General features: G+C 48.2%; 19 protein-coding genes. 6 read left to right on the top strand and 13 right to left on the bottom strand.

Features of this window, described 5'->3' with window-relative positions; genetic code table 11:
• The first annotated feature begins 166 nt into the window (after window positions 1-166).
• The 6 genes from fdnG (at window position 167) to MMG82_RS08550 (ending at window position 7,445) form a co-directional block, all read left to right on the top strand.
• Window positions 167-3,184, top strand: a complete 3,018-nt coding sequence (fdnG, locus tag MMG82_RS08575) for a formate dehydrogenase-N subunit alpha (RefSeq protein WP_241406751.1) — start codon at window positions 167-169, stop codon at window positions 3,182-3,184.
• 2 nt (window positions 3,185-3,186) lie between these two features.
• Window positions 3,187-4,089 carry a formate dehydrogenase subunit beta gene (gene fdxH / locus MMG82_RS08570; RefSeq protein ID WP_144346519.1) on the top strand — a complete coding sequence of 301 codons (903 nt, stop codon included), beginning with the start codon at window positions 3,187-3,189 and terminating at the stop codon, window positions 4,087-4,089.
• The gene (locus MMG82_RS08565) at window positions 4,086-4,706 is read left to right on the top strand and encodes a formate dehydrogenase subunit gamma (RefSeq protein ID WP_037430467.1); all 621 of its coding nucleotides are present in this window, start codon (window positions 4,086-4,088) and stop codon (window positions 4,704-4,706) included. The genes fdxH and MMG82_RS08565 overlap by 4 nt, the downstream gene beginning before the upstream one ends.
• Window positions 4,707-4,711: 5 nt before the next feature.
• The gene (gene fdhE, locus MMG82_RS08560; protein WP_241406750.1) at window positions 4,712-5,611 is read left to right on the top strand and encodes a formate dehydrogenase accessory protein FdhE; all 900 of its coding nucleotides are present in this window, start codon (window positions 4,712-4,714) and stop codon (window positions 5,609-5,611) included.
• A gap of 27 nt (window positions 5,612-5,638) precedes the next feature.
• Complete coding sequence (gene fdhD / locus MMG82_RS08555; RefSeq protein ID WP_347154607.1) at window positions 5,639-6,484, top strand: formate dehydrogenase accessory sulfurtransferase FdhD; 846 nt, start codon at window positions 5,639-5,641, stop codon at window positions 6,482-6,484.
• Window positions 6,485-6,914: 430 nt separating this feature from the next.
• A complete protein-coding gene (locus tag MMG82_RS08550; RefSeq protein ID WP_241406749.1) occupies window positions 6,915-7,445 on the top strand; it encodes a phage protein in 531 nt (176 codons plus the stop codon).
• A 183-nt stretch (window positions 7,446-7,628) separates the two neighbouring features.
• Here the strand turns inward: MMG82_RS08550 and MMG82_RS08545 are convergent, their stop codons facing one another.
• From MMG82_RS08545 to MMG82_RS08485, 13 genes are all read right to left on the bottom strand, one after another.
• Window positions 7,629-7,853 carry a hypothetical protein gene (locus MMG82_RS08545; RefSeq protein WP_241406748.1) on the bottom strand — a complete coding sequence of 75 codons (225 nt, stop codon included), beginning with the start codon at window positions 7,851-7,853 and terminating at the stop codon, window positions 7,629-7,631.
• A gap of 1 nt (window position 7,854) precedes the next feature.
• Window positions 7,855-8,079 carry a hypothetical protein gene (locus MMG82_RS08540; RefSeq protein ID WP_241406747.1) on the bottom strand — a complete coding sequence of 75 codons (225 nt, stop codon included), beginning with the start codon at window positions 8,077-8,079 and terminating at the stop codon, window positions 7,855-7,857.
• 9 nt (window positions 8,080-8,088) lie between these two features.
• Entirely contained in the window at window positions 8,089-8,484 is a 396-nt protein-coding gene (locus MMG82_RS08535; RefSeq protein WP_241406746.1) for a hypothetical protein, read from the bottom strand.
• Complete coding sequence (locus tag MMG82_RS08530; RefSeq protein WP_241406745.1) at window positions 8,438-9,151, bottom strand: hypothetical protein; 714 nt, start codon at window positions 9,149-9,151, stop codon at window positions 8,438-8,440. The genes MMG82_RS08535 and MMG82_RS08530 overlap by 47 nt, the downstream gene beginning before the upstream one ends.
• Entirely contained in the window at window positions 9,151-10,701 is a 1,551-nt protein-coding gene (locus tag MMG82_RS08525) for a glycoside hydrolase (RefSeq protein ID WP_241406744.1), read from the bottom strand. Before MMG82_RS08525 ends, MMG82_RS08530 begins: the two co-directional genes overlap by 1 nt.
• Window positions 10,701-11,495 (bottom strand): hypothetical protein, encoded by a 795-nt coding sequence (locus MMG82_RS08520; RefSeq protein ID WP_241406743.1) that lies wholly within the window; start codon window positions 11,493-11,495, stop codon window positions 10,701-10,703. Before MMG82_RS08520 ends, MMG82_RS08525 begins: the two co-directional genes overlap by 1 nt.
• Window positions 11,495-11,890: a hypothetical protein gene (locus tag MMG82_RS08515; RefSeq protein ID WP_241406742.1), complete on the bottom strand. Its 396-nt coding sequence runs from the start codon at window positions 11,888-11,890 to the stop codon at window positions 11,495-11,497. The genes MMG82_RS08520 and MMG82_RS08515 overlap by 1 nt, the downstream gene beginning before the upstream one ends.
• A gap of 239 nt (window positions 11,891-12,129) precedes the next feature.
• Window positions 12,130-12,510 carry a hypothetical protein gene (locus MMG82_RS08510; RefSeq protein WP_241406741.1) on the bottom strand — a complete coding sequence of 127 codons (381 nt, stop codon included), beginning with the start codon at window positions 12,508-12,510 and terminating at the stop codon, window positions 12,130-12,132.
• A gap of 9 nt (window positions 12,511-12,519) precedes the next feature.
• Entirely contained in the window at window positions 12,520-13,320 is an 801-nt protein-coding gene (locus MMG82_RS08505; RefSeq protein ID WP_241406740.1) for a major capsid protein P2, read from the bottom strand.
• A 251-nt stretch (window positions 13,321-13,571) separates the two neighbouring features.
• A complete protein-coding gene (locus MMG82_RS08500; protein ID WP_241406739.1) occupies window positions 13,572-14,480 on the bottom strand; it encodes a hypothetical protein in 909 nt (302 codons plus the stop codon).
• A 67-nt stretch (window positions 14,481-14,547) separates the two neighbouring features.
• Window positions 14,548-15,213: a hypothetical protein gene (locus MMG82_RS08495; protein ID WP_241406738.1), complete on the bottom strand. Its 666-nt coding sequence runs from the start codon at window positions 15,211-15,213 to the stop codon at window positions 14,548-14,550.
• Window positions 15,185-15,613 carry a hypothetical protein gene (locus tag MMG82_RS08490; RefSeq protein WP_241406737.1) on the bottom strand — a complete coding sequence of 143 codons (429 nt, stop codon included), beginning with the start codon at window positions 15,611-15,613 and terminating at the stop codon, window positions 15,185-15,187. The genes MMG82_RS08495 and MMG82_RS08490 overlap by 29 nt, the downstream gene beginning before the upstream one ends.
• Before the next feature lie 56 nt (window positions 15,614-15,669).
• On the bottom strand, window positions 15,670-16,053 hold the full coding sequence (locus MMG82_RS08485) for a hypothetical protein (protein ID WP_241406736.1): 384 nt from the start codon (window positions 16,051-16,053) through the stop codon (window positions 15,670-15,672).

Here is a 16,053-nt window from a genome sequence, read left to right as displayed (position 1 = left end):
TATTATTCCATTGAAAGCTTAATGTGATTTCGATCACCTGTCGGAAATTGTCATTATTAGTCACTTTTTTATACTCGCACCTTGAGTAGGGTTAAGTTCTCTACTCAAGCATGCAGCGTATTCGCTGCAACTTGTGAGCACATAAAAGAGAGTGTGTGAAATGACAATGAATAGACGACAGTTTTTTAAACTCTGTGCTGTGGGAGCCGCGACTTCTGCTATTTCTGCACTGGGGTTGATGTCCGAAAAGGCATTTGCATCCGTCAGAGGTTTTAAATTGCTACGCGCAAAAGAGACGCGTAACAATTGTTGCTACTGCTCTGTGGGTTGTGGTTTGTTGATGTACAGCCAGAGCAGTAATGGGAAAAATGCGGAGCAGAGCATTTTTCATATCGAGGGCGATGCCGATAATCCAATTAACCGTGGAGCTCTGTGTCCTAAGGGCGCTGGCTTGGTTGACTATGTGAATAGCCCGCACCGTTTAAAATATCCTGAAGTGCGTTTACCTGGTTCGGATAAATGGCAGCGCATTAGCTGGGATGAGGCCTTTAAGCGTATCGCAAGACTTATCAAAGACGAGCGTGATGCCAATCTGGTTGAAAAAAATGCCCAGGGTCAAACCGTTAACCGCTTAGTCAGTCTAGGCATGATGACTTCATCGGCCCAGGCAAACGAAGGCTGCTACATTACTCATAAATTTGGCCGTGCCATTGGCATGTTAGGCATAGATAACATCGCCCGCGTTTGTCACGCTCCGACACCTGCTGCGATGGCGCCCACCTTTGGCCGCGGCGCTATGACTAACCACTGGGCAGATATGAAAAATACCGATCTGGCCATTGTGATGGGCGGTAACGCTGCCGAAGCGCATCCCGTCGGTTTTGGTTGGGTGACAGAAGCGATGGAGCACAACAATGCCAAGTTGATTGTGGTCGATCCGCGCTTTAACCGCAGTGCTGCCGTCGCCGATTTATATGCGCCTATTCGTTCGGGCACCGATATTGCCTTCCTACTCGGCATGATCCGCTACCTGCTCGAAACCCAGCAAATCAACCTAAACTATGTCAAAGCCTATACCAATGCCTCGTTTATCGTGCGGGAAGACTTTGAATTTAATGAAGGTTTATTCAGTGGCTACGATGAAGCTAACCATAAATACGACCAATCTACTTGGTTCTATGAGTTAGATGAAGAGGGCTACGCTAAGGTCGACCCTAGCTTAAGTCATCCTCGTTGCGTGATTAACCTGCTGAAAAAACACGTTGATCGCTACGATCCCGACACAGTTTCCAGTATCACTGGGACGCCTAAAGAAACCTATCTTGAAGTGTGTCAGCAAATTGGGGCAACCCATGTTGACCATAAAGCCGCCACCTTCCTGTATGCACTAGGTTGGACACAGCACAGCGTCGGCGCGCAAAACATCCGCACCATGGCGATGATCCAATTGCTGCTTGGCAATATGGGGATCATGGGCGGCGGCGTGAATGCGCTGCGTGGTCACTCAAACGTTCAAGGCGCAACGGACTTAGGGTTATTGTGCCAAGCCTTACCGGGTTACCTTAAATTACCTCAAGATAAAGATGTTGATTTACAAAACTATTTAGCCCATTACACCCCAAAAGCCTTAAGACCAAACCAAACCAACTATTGGCACAATTACCCAGCCTTTACCGTGTCGTTGTTAAAAGCATTCTTCGGTGAACATGCGACGGCAGAGAATGATTATGGCTATGACTGGCTGCCAAAGTGGGACCAACAGTACGATATCAACAAGCAAATCGACATGATGGTTCACGGTGAGGTCAATGGCTACTTTATCCAAGGCATCAACGCGCTTAACTCTCAGCCCGATAAACAAAAAGTGTCTAAGGGCTTATCGAATCTGAAGTTCTTAGTTGTGCTGGATGCACTTGCAAACGAAACCTCCACTTTCTGGCGCAATGCAGGTCAGTTTAACGATGTGGATACCGCCAGTATTCAAACTGAAGTCTTCCGCTTACCCACGACCTGTTTTGCTGAGGAAAGTGGTTCAATTGCCAACTCAAGCCGCTGGTTACAATGGCACTTTAAGGGCGCAAATCCACCCGGCGAAGCCTTGTCTGATCCTGAAATTCTTTCTGGCATCATGCTGGAATTAAAACGTTTATACCGTGAAGAGGGTGGTCGTTTACCTGCGCCAATTGAAGCCATTAAATGGGACTATGCGATCGAACATGAACCTAGTTCAGAGGAAATCGCGCGGGAGATGAATGGTTATGATCTCACTACCGGTAAGTTACTCAATGGTTTCTCCGAGTTAAAAGCCGATGGATCAACCTCATGTGGTGTTTGGGTTTACTCAGGCATGTGGACCGAAGCGGGCAACTTGATGGCGCGTCGCGATAATAGCGATCCATCAGGCAAAGGCATTACCCCAAATTGGTCATTCGCTTGGCCAGCAAACCGGCGCATCTTGTACAACCGCGCCTCCTGCGACGTGCAAGGTAAGCCGCGCGATCCAAGCCGTGTACTGCTCGAGTATAAAGACAACAAGTGGCAGGGCATTGATGTGCCAGATTTTAATGCCAAATTGAATGCCGAAGAATCGGCCCATCCTTTCATCATGCAAGCCGATGGCGTTGGCCACTTATTTGCGCTGCGTGACTTAAAAGATGGCCCATTCCCAGAGCATTACGAGCCGTTTGAATCACCACTGGCGAGTAACCCGCTACATCCTAAGGTCACCAATAACCCGGTGGCGCGGATGTTCAAAGGCTTACGTGAAAGCTTTGGTACCAATGAAGAATTCCCCTATGTTGGCACCACTTACTCAATGACGGAGCACTTCAACAACTGGACCACACATTGTCACCTTGCTGCGATTACCCAGCCACAGCACTTTATCGAAATCGATGAAACCTTGGCGGCGGAAAAGGGCATCAATAACGGTGATTGGGTCAAGGTGAGCTCTAAGCGCTCGCATATTGTCACTAAGGCCTATGTCACTAAACGGCTCCAACCCATGATGGTTCAGGGCAAAAAAGTCCATACCATTGGTATTCCACGCCATGGCAGCTACGAGGCCTTGACGCAGAAGAGTTATATCGTTAACGAACTGACTTCATCTGTGGGCGATGCCAATACCCAAACCCCTGAATACAAAGCATTCCTTGTGAATATTGCCAAAGCGGAGGGCTTCTAATTATGGCTTCTCAAGATATTATCCGCATCTCAGGCACCACGGACATCACCCCAGCGTCTCAAGCACGCATTGGAGCGGTCCAGCAGGTGACTAAGCTGTTTGATGCGACGAAATGTACCGGCTGTAAGGCCTGTCAGGTTGCCTGCTCCGAATGGAATGACCTTCGTGAAGATGTCGGTACTTTCCAAGGCAGTTACCAGAACCCGATGACACTGTCACCGGAAAGCTGGAACATAATGCAGTATCACGAAGTGATGGATAACAATAAGTTGCGTTGGCAATTTACCCACACAGCCTGTATGCATTGCGCCGATCCAGCCTGTTTAAAAGCCTGTTCAACCAGCGGTGCGATTGTGCAACATGCCAATGGCACAGTGGATTTTGACTCGAACAAGTGTATTGGCTGCGGCTATTGCGCCAGTGCCTGTCCTTTCAATGTGCCTAAGATCAGCGCCAAAGATAACAAAGCCTATAAGTGCACCCTGTGCTCCGATAGGCTCGCCGTTGGCCTTGAGCCTTCCTGCGTTAAAACCTGCACCGTGGGAGCACTGCGCTTTGGTACCCGCGAAGACATGTTGTTCTATGCCGAAAAACGCGTCGAGCAGTTAAAGGAACGTGGCTTCAGCAAGGCGGGACTTTATAGCCCAGAGGGCGTTGGCGGAACGCATATGATGATGATCCTCCACGACATCACGCAACCCGAAAGCTATGGCATGCCCAAGGATCCGCAAATCCCTGCGGCAACCGAATGGCGTCAAGATTGGCTCAAACCGTTGGGCACCGCAGGCTTGCTCGCAACGGCGGCGTTCGCCCTGATGCACCGCATTGCGGTAGGGCGCAACATCGTCGAGGAAGATCAGCCTGGTTATATTGATGCCGGCGTCAAAGAGGAGGAAAAACTATGAGTCATAAAGAAATGATCGTGCGCCATAAGCTCGTTGATCGTCTGTGTCACTGGACCATAGTCTTTGTTGGCCTAGTGACCTTTCTAACGGGGTTCTCGTTTTTTTATCCCTCGTTCCAGTGGCTCAGTGGCATTGTTGGCACACCACAACTGGCAAAAGTGATGCATCCATTCTTCGGGATCGCCATGTGTCTGCTGCTGGCGGTGATGTTAATCCGCTACTACCAGCACAATAAGTGGAATAAATACGATTTGCCCTGGATGAAAGCCGTGGTGTGGGTGTTACTGCAAAAAGAAGAGAACATTCCGCCCGTGGGCCACTACAACCCAGGTCAGAAAATGTTATTCCGCGCCTTTGTGGTTTTTGTACTGGCGTTTCTGATCAGCGGCATCATGATGTGGCAACCTTATTTTGCCCCCATGTTCTCGGCAGAAGCCGTCAATTGGGCCACCTTAGTCCACTCGGCCTGCGGCATATTAATGCTGTTATCACTAGTGGTACACGTATGGATGGCCTGCTGGATTGAAGGCTCTATCACTGGGATGCTCTACGGCAAAGTATCTAAGGCTTGGGCCCGTAAGCACCACCCAGCCATGTTAGAAGAACACGAGGAATAATAGCGATGAAGATGGCCAGCGATATCCCGTTAAGTTTTGTTGATAAATCTCCCTTAGCTTTGAAACCGCTAAAAGCGGCAGATCCTGAGAAAATTTATCAACATAGAGCACGTCGTTTAGCCCAATTAGCGCAGGATTCTCCGCTGGCGGATTATCTTAAGCTCTGCCAAATCCTAGTGTCTGCGCAGCAAAAACTGGCGGCAACGGATATGGGCCCAGCACCAATGATTGACGTTGAGGCGCCATATCCGTTGTCCCTAAGCCAAACTCAAACGGCTCAGGATTGGTTACAACCATTGCAAGCATTGCTGACAGAATTGCAATCCCAAGTGCCCGCGCATTTAGTGCCTGTTCTCCAGGAGCTACTGGAGCAATCGCCAGTCCAATTGCTCCAGTGGGGCAATCAACTGAGGCAAGGGCAGTTTAGTGCCGTACCCGCACAGTTTAGCTTATTTATTTGGGCGGGTTTGTCACTCTATTGGTCCCATTGGGCGCCCATGGTGATTGCGCGTATGGATACCAATAGGGTTAAGCAGTCCAGTTTATGCCCTGTGTGCGGCAGTCATCCGGTCGCCAGCATGATTGTCGATAAACCCCGCGAAGGGCTGCGTTATCTGCATTGCAGTCTGTGTGAAAGCGAGTGGCATTATGTGCGCGCCCATTGTACTTGCTGCGAACAATCTCGGGAGATGTCTATTTGGTCGTTTGACGATCATAAGGCTGCCGTACGGATTGAGAGCTGCGAGGTGTGTAAAGGATATACTAAGATGTTATTTATCAACCGTTTGCCATTGTTAGATGCGGCAGCGGATGATATCGCATCGATGGGATTGGATGCCGAGCTCAATACAAAGGGCTATGGTGCGACAACTGTCAATCCGCTATTGCTGGCCCATGAAGCTTAGAAAACGTAGTTAACAGGAGATGCGTTGATGGTTGCTGATAATTCTTTCCCTAATTCAGTTGTTACAGCCGATGTGACTCGATTTAGCACGGCAGGGAATGTTGAACAAACTGAATTACTCGCCAATGAGGTAAGAGTGGCGTTGGTGTATAACGGATTGGCGCACACAGTCATGATGGCAAGCCCACAGGACTTGGAAGTGTTTGCGATAGGTTTTACGCTTTCGGAAAGAATTGTCTCAACCATTAATGATATAAAAGATGTGGAACTTGAATATGTTTCTAATAGCGTGATCATTAAGATAGAGATTAATCAACGCTGTTTCAATGAGTTAAAGGAGCATCGCCGTAGCATGGCGGGACGCACTGGCTGTGGTCTCTGTGGTGTTGCACAGCTTAAAGATGCTGTAAAACCAGTTCAAGTCGTCGGATCAGATATCCGATTCAACATTGCCCATCTCGACCCGATTTTAGTCCGAGTCAAACAACTACAACAGACTTTTGCTTTAACTGGTGCAACCCATGCTGCAATTGGTGTAAATGAAAACGGGGAGGTGATTTATCTATTTGAAGATATTGGCCGACATATCGCTTTAGATAAATTGATCGGGGCGATGTCTGTACGGTATGCAGCAAAACCCGCTGCGGTATTGTTAACCAGCCGCGCCAGTTTTGAAATGGTACAAAAGGCGGCAAGTGTCGGTATTCAAATTCTGTTTGCTATGTCAGCCGTGACGGCGTTGGCTACTGAGATTGCGGAGCAAAGCAATGTGACTTTAGTCGGTTTCTGCCGTGATGGTCGAGCAAATATTTATAATCATGGCTATCGACTTCAAGGAAGCCAACTGTCACAACCAGCTGTGGTCGGGCTTTAAGATTTGACCGTAGGCAAATGAAGAGATTGATTGCAAAATCAAAAGTCGATCCAAGTAATAATAAACACCAACATCAGGATATAAAACGCGATGCTATGTGAATTCTTTAGCACTGTATGTGGAGTAATCTCTGCAAGCATTCACGTAGCAACGCGATATAAGCAATAGCATTTCTTCCTTAAACCAATAAATCCTCAATCAAGCAGAATCAGCAGAAGTGAAAGTACTTTAACGTAAATCCATAGAGAACTGTTTTTCTCTTCAATATACAATTTAACATAATATACATTGTACGCAGTTGCAAATATTGCAAATCAAGATAAGTGATTGATACGGAGCTTTGGCGGCGTTTTCATAGGAAAAGCCTTTTTTGTCACGTTTTAAGAAATTACGAGCTTATTACTTATTAATTGACTTAAAGGGTTTTGTTATGACAAATAAATCTAATAAGAAGGAATTTAGCCCTATGAAAACTTGTACGCGCCGATGGTTTTTAGCCACGTTTGGAAATGGCACCGACGGAATCGACTATAACGCTGCGGCCAAGTTTTGTGATGTTAGTCCGAGAACTGTTCGTTATTGGTGGTCAACAAGTTGTCCGCCTTGGATTGATAGACTCGCTTACTTAGCGAGTCGCTCGATACCAGAATCTAAAGAATGGCAAGGTTTCGGCTTTAGCCACGATGGTAAGCTATTAACTCCATATAAGAATCTGACCTTTACCAGCGGCCAGTTGTTAAACGTGTTTTTTGATAGGCAGTTTAACCGCTTTGACCGCGCCGAAAAGGAAAAGCTCTCGGCTCAGGTCGATAGTTTACGCAGTGATGAAGAAGCCGCCGCCATTAGGGATGAATTAGAGGTGATCATCAACACGCTAACCAAGCTTAAACAGTCGCCTATTGTTGCGCCGAAAAAGGCGTTTGCTAAGACTGCCAAGCGAACCGTGAAGCGTAGCGAGTAAATAGCAAAATGCCGATAACGAGACTTATCGGCATTAGTTTAACTAGGCAACGAACCAGATTAGTATTTGCGCTTAACCCATGCGGCGGCAATGATTAACACGCCTGCAAATATGGCGATTAGCGAGTCACTCGGCTGGATTTTAACGATTATCGGGTCAGGTGTTTTGACCGCCACGCTATAGTCACTTGGTAAGCCGCTGAACATTATAAATATCCTCCCGCTGCTGTTTGACTTCGAGCGCCACTACCCGCTTGTCGATTTCGTTAATGACTTTATTCAGGCTGGCTTGGTTTTCGTTTATGCCCGATTGGATATTCCACATCATGCCCAGTAAGACCACGCCAAAGCCGCCTATCCCGCCGCCTTTGAGCAATTCCATTTGTTTTTTCTTTTCATCTTCGTGCATATCAGCCCCGCCATACTTTTGTTTTATCTTTTTTACGCTCGTTTTTGAATACGTCCCACGCGCCCACGCTGGCGGCGGCTGAGGCGGCAACGCCCTGTACCACTACATCACCCACGTTGACCACTGCGTTAACTAAATCAGGGTGAACACCCGCTACGGCGGCACCAATCAGCACTAGGCCGCGCCACGTTGACCACTGCGTTAAATAGTTGGTTAAAGTTTGCATCTAAGCCCCCTAGCCTATGGTTTTTGCGCTGACTTCGCCATTGATTAAGTAATTGTATTTAGGCAGTAAAACGCCTTGCGGGGCGATTTTGTTAAATAGCGCGGCAATGCCCGAGTTGCTGCGCTCCATAATCAGCCGCCAAGTGGGGTCGATAAAGCCGTTTGCGGCCACGTATTTACTGTTTAGGTAGAATGCCGCGCTTGAGAACTCAACAGGCTTATAGCCGTTAGTCCATGCCGCAATATCCGACCATGCTTGGCCGATTGGCTCGGTAATTTGCGCCGCTAATCGGTCGCCTGCCGAGTACATTTTGCTAAAAACATACAGGCCATAAATCGCCGCCACGGCGATTAGGCTGTTAGTTAAACCCTGCGGCCACTGCGCTGGTAATGGTATTTTGGTCATATGGGTTGTATCCGTTTTCAAAGTGAATCATGGCCGAGACTACCCGCGAGTAATATGCGGTTGGAATAACTTGGTTAACTTGTAGCCCTGCCTTAGTAGCCACAAAATCAGCGTATCGCTGGGTGGGATTATTATCACTTGGCGGTGCCCATCGGTTGATAATGCCAGCCACGGTATTTAGGCCGTACTTGTCGCGGTAATTCTTAAGGATGCGAGCGGCGGCGCGGATACCGTAGAACGGCGATGAAAAGATGACAAAACGGCCATCATTGCCCGTCATGCCTTGCCATTGGTCGCCACTCTTTTCTACGTTGAGCGGGTTATTATTTTGAATGCCTTTAGGGGGTAACATGCTATTGCCTACCTCGGTGCGTGGCGCTGGCTCCGCTGGCGGCTCTGGATACAAATACGGGGTTTGCACCACAGGCGCGGGGCTTGTGCGTTGAAAGATAATGTCCTCGAAACTTTCAGCCGAGAAAATATCGAGCCAATCGAGGTTTGCATAAGTGGGTTTGTACCGCTCCGATTCAGTCGGCGCGGTCACGGTGTTTGATGTGGGCGAACCGTTAACGGCAACGGGCGTTAATGGCTTTTGTGAGTTTTTAAGCCACCACCACCCCGCCGCTGCCATGGCTGCGCCTGCGGTAATCACGATAAGCGGGCGCATTAGTTTAATAACTCCATAACTTCGACCAAAGCGGGGCTTAAGTCACCGTTAACGCTCAATTCTACGCGCTGCATTTCTTCACCTGCGGCGCTGCTTTGCCCTGTGATTAAATGCCCCGCTTCATTGATCACGTAGCCGCCCTTTTCTCTCAGCCCTTCAACGTTGCCTTCGTCATGCCGATATTCCCCATTAACGAGGTAAAACGCTAACACGCTGCCGTATTTAGGCTTTATCCAAATGTCATTATAGAAATTCACCAGCGGCTTATTACTGACAGTGCCCGCACCGGTGTAGCGAACAAATGATAAGCCCCCATCATTTGAAAAATAAGGGTAAACAGTGCCATAAATGGATAAGCCGCAAACTTGCTCGCCTGTTTGGTCAAATTCAAGGGTTAAAAATTCATTCACCACAACCGACCATGACACGCCGCCGTCATTGCTGGCGAATGTTCGCCGCACAGGGCTTGAAATGCCGCCTACAATCCGCTTGCCATCTTTACTGGTAATTCTGGCGTTATAACGCTGTGACGAACCCAACTCTGGTACAACTTTTTGAATTGCGGCGGTATAACTTGCCGTTTTCGCTACGCCGCTGAATGTTAAGGTGTCTAAATCCAATAACCCCCACCATTCGCTTGCAGAGAAAAACAACTTGTTTTCGATGATATGGCCGTAAGGAAAAAAGTTTAAATAGCCGATTCCGACTAAATCCAAGGCGCTGGCAGTTATGAGGTAACTAAAGGTCACGCCGTCATCATTCGACACAAAAAATCGTGTTGAGCCTGATGAGCCATTAGTAGCAATCAGCAAATAAAGCTTGCTCCGCGCCCGATGGTGAACAAGGTAAAATCCCGCACCTTGCATGGCGACATCATTAGTCCACGCTGGCTGCGACCAAGTCGCGCCGCCGTCTGTTGAAATACGAAATCTATCAATGAAGCTTTGTGAACCCGCTAAAATGGTGTTGCCGTCTTTGCTTACGTGAAACTCACCAGCCGATAAGCTATCCGTTTCCCTTCCCGTTGCCTTTGAATAGGTGTTTAACACGCTGGCATTTTGCACGTTTAATTCAGGCAGTTTTTTATAGGCGTATAAACTGCCAGCGATTGGCAATTCTTCCACCACGCCCACAGGTAAACGCCAGCCCGTCCCATCAACCCCCGAGCCGCCAAGAAATACTTCTTTATTGGTGCGTAGGCGAATCGCTTGGCGGGTTAAATCGCTTAAGGTGATTAGCTTTGAGCCGAGCACGTCAACGGTTTTTGTCCTAACCGCCGTTGCCCCTTTGATTGAGACATTGGCTTGACCAGAAATTGAGGTATCGCCCGCCCAAAAGGTAACCGCGCCGTCATCGCCTTGAATAGTGATTTCATCAAATGGAATGGCTTTATCTATGGACATGCCAACCCACATTTTAGTATCGAGCACCACACGGCCTTTTTCAGATAGGCGAACGTTTACCACGCCGCCCGCGCTGATTAAGCTAAAGTAAGCGCCTGTTTTGTTGACGGTTAAAAAGCCGTTGTTAATCGTTTGATTAATAATCATTATTTTCGCCCCGCTAAAATGACCGCGCCCGCGATTAATGCTGTACCGCCGAGCATATAAAGCATGGTTTTATTGTTTGATTCGGCCAAGGCCGCGCCGTCACTGCGGCTAAATTGCTCGGCAAAACTCATCATGGAGTCAAAGCCGCGCTGCAATTGCCCAGTGGCGTCCTTATTGGCTTGATTGCCCGCATCGAGGGCGGTTTTAGTGAGTGATTCCGCAAGGTCGGCGCTGTTATTCATGGCGCTACCCGCTAGATAAGTGTTGTTATCGTTGGCCTTTGAAAGCGCATCGGCGACCACGGTCGCAAGGCTTTTGGAATTGTCCATTGACGCTTGAGACACGGCGGCGTTAACCGCTACCGCACCATCGGCAAACTTAAGCGAATCGCTCAGATTGTCGCGGGTGGCGTTAGTCATGGTTTCAAAGCCGCGAGCCTGTAAATCGCCGAACTCCGTTAAGGCGTTAGCTCCCACCCTAAACATATCTTGTTGTGCTGAGTTGGTTTCGCCGAACAAATCCACAGCAGCATTTAGAAAGTTTTCGTTTTGACGCTCGCCCATTAAGGCGACATCGGTCACGGCGTTGAATCCATCTGTGACCATGCCCGCGCCTTGGCTGAATAGCTGCGGAAAAATATCGACAATCTGACCAACGAGGTCAAATGCGCCGCCGTCTGTGACAGTGTTACCACTGCCATTAATCACAAGGCCATTATTAGCCCCTTGGATACCGAATGTGTTCGATGTGTTGTTTGTTGTTTGGCTGGATGCGCTGCGAGAACTTGAGCCCATTATAAAACCGCCCTTAAAATGGTTTCGGCCTTTTCATAGCCAAAACGCTTGCCCATACGGAGCATGGCTTCGGGGCGCTTGGTGTGTAGTCGAACGCTGGCGAACCCCTGCGCCTTTGCTTGATTGTGGATGGTATCGAGGTAAGGCAGTGAGTTTTTACCCGCCGCCGCGACAATCACTAGCTCTTTACCGTTTGCGGCCACTTCACCGCGCAGCACAGTAAAAAACTCGTTATCACCCCATGCAATTAATTGCGCCGCGCCTTGCTGGACTTCGCTTTTAATGGTGCGCAAGTCATCACCCAAGGCGGGCGCTAATTTTTCCCATGCAAGGGCGGCTATTTCTTTTGGGTCAACAGGTAAACGGCCACCGCCGCAATCCCGAGAATTAGCCATGTGTTTACCCCGCTACCGCTTCCGATACCGAATGAAACATTGCCACCCTGAAAGGCAGCGTTGTTTAACTGGTCACCAGTGCCCGAACTTGCGGCACTGGAATTTGACATGCCACCAGACGGACCCATTATTTAGCCTCAGCCTTGGTGTTGCGTGTGTTGATATAATTCAGGATTAAGCCAGCCACTACCGCGCCCGCTACCTGCATTAAAAACGCTTTGTTATTCATCGCGCTCCCCTTATTTTTTACGGCTCAGCCAGTACAACAGCGCTAAGCCACCGACGACTATCCCGAGCGTACCCGTGCCAATTTGCAGCCCTTGAGCCATTTTTTGTTTCATTTGCTCGGCTGGCGTGGCATAGACATAGTTTGAATTTGGCGCTGGCGTTTGAACCGTTTCTAACAGCTCCTTTTGGCCTACGCCGTTGGCGTTTTTCATGGCGCGGATTTGCTCATACTGCGCATACAAGCCAAGCGCCGAGCCTAAGCCCTCATTCACACGGTCAAACCAACCTGTTGTTGACGGGTTTGGCGCAATCGTTGGTAACTGTGTATCAGTTGCCTTTGCCGTGGCATCGAGGTACTGGGACACCGACCCAGTGAGGTAATCAAAAGCCATACAGCCCCCTTAGATACCCGCTAGGCCGTCGAAGTATTCCACCACCACAACCGCCGCCGCTGCGTCATCGGTATAAACACGAACGCGCAAATCTTGCAGACCTTTCAGCGGCAATGCTTGGAGCATGTCGCCTTCCAGTACAAAATCGAGCGTTACACGGTCAGCTTGTGGATTGCGACCATGGTCAACTTGAATTTTTTCAATCAGGGTTTTGTTACCTTCAAACGCCTTGAGCGAGTCCATTTCAAGCTCAACTTTGGTCACGGTGGCGCTAGTAACAATGTGAATCGCCGCGATACTTGCCGAGGCTGGGCGCGGGATTTTGTCGATTTCGGTCACGCCAGTATTTAGCGCAACAGGGAAGTTTTTGATTTTGGTAATGTAACCAATCTCGGCGGCATCGGATTGAATCGCGAACCCTTCCAGCTTTGGCGCTGTCGCGGCGGCGTCAATTTCAATGCGCATGGTCACGTTAGAAATGATGCCAGACGCACCCGACTTAGTACCTAAGCCAAACATGCGACCTTCGAGCAAGGTTTTCATTTCATCACGCTTGAAATGGAAGTCCAACACGCCCGTAACGGTGTTACGTTTATAGAACTTGTTGTAATCCGCTAAGGCTTGGCCGTCCTTAAATTCGAGAATGGCTTTGCCATTGACTTCAATACGGATATTTTTCATTTGCGCCAAGGTCACGCCCGAGTATTGAACGTGAATTTTGTCGTAGGTACGGCCAATAGGCAGTTCTAAGGTGGCGGTATTGCCTGCGGCAACGTTTGAAAATGATGGGAGTTTAACTGTTGTGCGCATGTTCTACCCCTTAACCAATTAAACGGCGAACAGACGGGACGCGATTCGCGGCATAGACAACGCCGACAGCAATCGCCACAAAAGGCAGGTATTTTTTTAGCATGGTTTTCCCCTTGGGATACGCTGCCTCACGGCAGACTATAAGCGCCTCACGGCGGGTTAACGCGCCTACGCTTCACAGCGTTGGCTAAGTGCGCTTATAGATATACGGGGATTTTCGGCGGGAGAAAAGCGTACCCGTTAACGGGTACTTAATTAGATGCGCTTAATGACTGATAAAATCTCTTACCGATTTCTGTTATTTCCAACAATTCCTTTTGATTAATAGTATTTTTAATTTTGACATACTGCGAATTCACAAGGCCATTAATGACTGCATCTACCTCTAATTTTTTTGTACCTGAGTACTGCTGAAGTAATGAGTGTTTCGGGTAAGTAAAGGATGCGGAATTAACCAATAAGTCAAGAATTTTATATTTTAGATCATCTAAATCTACATTCTTAGGCTCCAAAAGTGCGACCTTTTCCATAAGGCGCTCTATTTCAGTGCGAGCTTCATTTAGCTTGGCATTGGCGTCTTCATATGACTGGGTCAATGAAGTTATTTGTTTATTAAAAGTCGCTGTAGCTTTCTTTAAGTCATCACCATATTTCAAATTTAATTCCACTTCTTTTTCTGTCAGAGTTTTCTTTGAATCTTCGACCTGAGAGCTGAGTTTTTCCTTCAACTCTTTTATCTCTGAATTATTAGAGTCCAGCAAGTCTAAATACGACTGTTTATAGGAGTAAAGCTCTGCTTTTAAGTTATTCACCTGCTCTTGACTAAGCTTGGTCTCCCCATCGCTTTCTGCCTTAGAGTTAATTAGTTTCCTGTTACCAGATAACCATATTTTGTATATTCCATTCTCTAAATGTGGGAATAAAGTCGCATAAAAAACAGCCACAAAAGCCGGTATTAGATATAAACTCCAAAAAGCACCCTCCTTACCTGTTAGCAATTCAATTTCGTATATTTTGTAACGAGGTTCTAAGGATGAAAAAAACAAGATTAAGATTCGATAATTACAAATCAACCATGATATACAAAATGAACTGAATAATGGGCTTGATGCACGTTTGTATAATGTAGCTTTCATCTGCGAGGTTAAATTTTCAATCACAATCAATACCATGTGTTAGCGAATCCAAGTAACTTAGCATGACGTGAATATAAATCAATAATTTTTATTAGTTGCAAAGAGGAATAAGTTCTATTGCTTTTTTAGCGACGTTTCCTCGCACAACTTTATTCGTATTCATATCCTTCATGACATAATCCAGCGGCACCAGTTTGGCGAGTACGCTGGGGCTAATATCCATTTCAGCAGCCATCATACGGCGGTCAGCGGCGCGGCTTAAGCGACCACAGCGGATAATGGTTGCGTTACCCAATGCGGTTTTGTCGGATTCGGCGGGGCGCTGCGTTAGGGCAAAGATAGGCGCAAGGCCACGGGCGCGGCCTTTGCGTATCACCTGCCCCCACCATGGCGGCGCTTTACTGGGACTGGTGACATCGGCAATTTCCTCGGCGACCACGGCGGCATTGCACCAACTAAAGGCGCACTGCGCCCACACTTCAAACAGCTTAAAGTTAGTGGTGACAAAGCGAACCTTTAACGCGCCCCTTGGATAACGCCTGAGAATATCCACCAATGCGGCAGCGGTGGTTACTTTAACAATGCCCTCAAGCTCGCCGTATTCATCCACTGGATCCCAAATAATCACTCTAGGGCATTTAAGCCGCTTAAGCTCGGCCTTAACATAGCTCGACTTTGCTGACCCCGTAGCACCACAGACGACCCGCACATCGGCCTTGCGGCTGGTATCAATCCGCTTTTTCGGTGGTCTGGTCATCGTTTTTCACCTCCTTTTCAGCATGGCGTGGGGTTTTAAAGCGCGGTGCGAGAATTGCCCCCGTGATAATCAGCGCATTCAGCTCGACCCCAAAGGCTCCCGCCCCTTCGGGGAAATACTTGTCGATTAATGCGCCGTAGCTATCGGCAAGGGCTTGTTGTTCCTCTGGCGCAATATTCCAGTTAGGGGCAAAAATGGCGCAAGTAAGGCCAATAATCGGCGCGATAAGCTCACTACCCGATACATGGGCGGCTTGTATGGGTTGATAACCTTGGTTTTCGGCTTGGAGTCCGCCCCCTTCGATTTGCTGGGCTGCTGCTAGTGCTGCGTCGAACTCGCTAAAATGCTCGGCTTCTACGCCTGTTAAATCTTCTTCGGGCAGTTGGTCTTGTTCTAACATAATTTCCCCTTGGGACTGTTACGGCATCACGCCGTTAATGGGCTTTGGCAGGCTGGTTAACCGATTAGCCATTTAATAAAGGTTGGCTTTTCCTCCGTTGTCGATTCTGCCCCTGTAACGGGGATTTGTCCTGCGGACTCGTTAACGGGTACACGGGCAGGAATGGGCGGGATTTTAACCCCGTTAATGATGACCGGATTCGTTAACGGCTTGGCGGTTTCAGGTTCCGTTACGGCTTGGTTTCCCGCTTTTTGTGTTGGCGACCAAATCACGGCATTTTCAAGCATCCAATCTTGCCCCGTAGGTAAGTTAGGCTTAATCATTCCCGCCTTACTCACATAGTAGAGTTTGCCGTTACAGTCGCGGCGCACTGGGGCTTTTTCATTGCAGAATGGGCAAAGGATTTCGCCTATATCCTCGTTTTTAGGTTTACGTGCCAT

This window comes from Shewanella sp. MM_2022_3, assembly GCF_022557375.1.
GTDB lineage: Bacteria > Pseudomonadota > Gammaproteobacteria > Enterobacterales > Shewanellaceae > Shewanella > Shewanella xiamenensis.
The sequence above is the reverse complement of the archived record's forward strand: the minus strand, read 5'-3'. Positions and strand labels throughout refer to the sequence as shown.

Coding starts and splice junctions, on each gene's coding strand:
- MMG82_RS08545 (WP_241406748.1), bottom strand. CDS start 7,853: ATGCACGAAGATGAAAAGAAAAAACAAATGGAATTGCTCAAAGGCGGC.
- fdhE (WP_241406750.1), top strand. CDS start 4,712: ATGAAGATGGCCAGCGATATCCCGTTAAGTTTTGTTGATAAATCTCCC.
- MMG82_RS08525 (WP_241406744.1), bottom strand. CDS start 10,701: ATGATTATTAATCAAACGATTAACAACGGCTTTTTAACCGTCAACAAA.
- MMG82_RS08490 (WP_241406737.1), bottom strand. CDS start 15,613: ATGTTAGAACAAGACCAACTGCCCGAAGAAGATTTAACAGGCGTAGAA.
- fdnG (WP_241406751.1), top strand. CDS start 167: ATGAATAGACGACAGTTTTTTAAACTCTGTGCTGTGGGAGCCGCGACT.
- MMG82_RS08520 (WP_241406743.1), bottom strand. CDS start 11,495: ATGGGCTCAAGTTCTCGCAGCGCATCCAGCCAAACAACAAACAACACA.
- MMG82_RS08485 (WP_241406736.1), bottom strand. CDS start 16,053: ATGGCACGTAAACCTAAAAACGAGGATATAGGCGAAATCCTTTGCCCA.
- MMG82_RS08530 (WP_241406745.1), bottom strand. CDS start 9,151: ATGCGCCCGCTTATCGTGATTACCGCAGGCGCAGCCATGGCAGCGGCG.
- fdhD (WP_347154607.1), top strand. CDS start 5,639: ATGGTTGCTGATAATTCTTTCCCTAATTCAGTTGTTACAGCCGATGTG.
- MMG82_RS08515 (WP_241406742.1), bottom strand. CDS start 11,890: ATGGCTAATTCTCGGGATTGCGGCGGTGGCCGTTTACCTGTTGACCCA.
- MMG82_RS08510 (WP_241406741.1), bottom strand. CDS start 12,510: ATGGCTTTTGATTACCTCACTGGGTCGGTGTCCCAGTACCTCGATGCC.
- MMG82_RS08565 (WP_037430467.1), top strand. CDS start 4,086: ATGAGTCATAAAGAAATGATCGTGCGCCATAAGCTCGTTGATCGTCTG.
- MMG82_RS08550 (WP_241406749.1), top strand. CDS start 6,915: ATGACAAATAAATCTAATAAGAAGGAATTTAGCCCTATGAAAACTTGT.
- MMG82_RS08495 (WP_241406738.1), bottom strand. CDS start 15,213: ATGACCAGACCACCGAAAAAGCGGATTGATACCAGCCGCAAGGCCGAT.
- MMG82_RS08540 (WP_241406747.1), bottom strand. CDS start 8,079: ATGCAAACTTTAACCAACTATTTAACGCAGTGGTCAACGTGGCGCGGC.
- MMG82_RS08505 (WP_241406740.1), bottom strand. CDS start 13,320: ATGCGCACAACAGTTAAACTCCCATCATTTTCAAACGTTGCCGCAGGC.
- fdxH (WP_144346519.1), top strand. CDS start 3,187: ATGGCTTCTCAAGATATTATCCGCATCTCAGGCACCACGGACATCACC.
- MMG82_RS08535 (WP_241406746.1), bottom strand. CDS start 8,484: ATGACCAAAATACCATTACCAGCGCAGTGGCCGCAGGGTTTAACTAAC.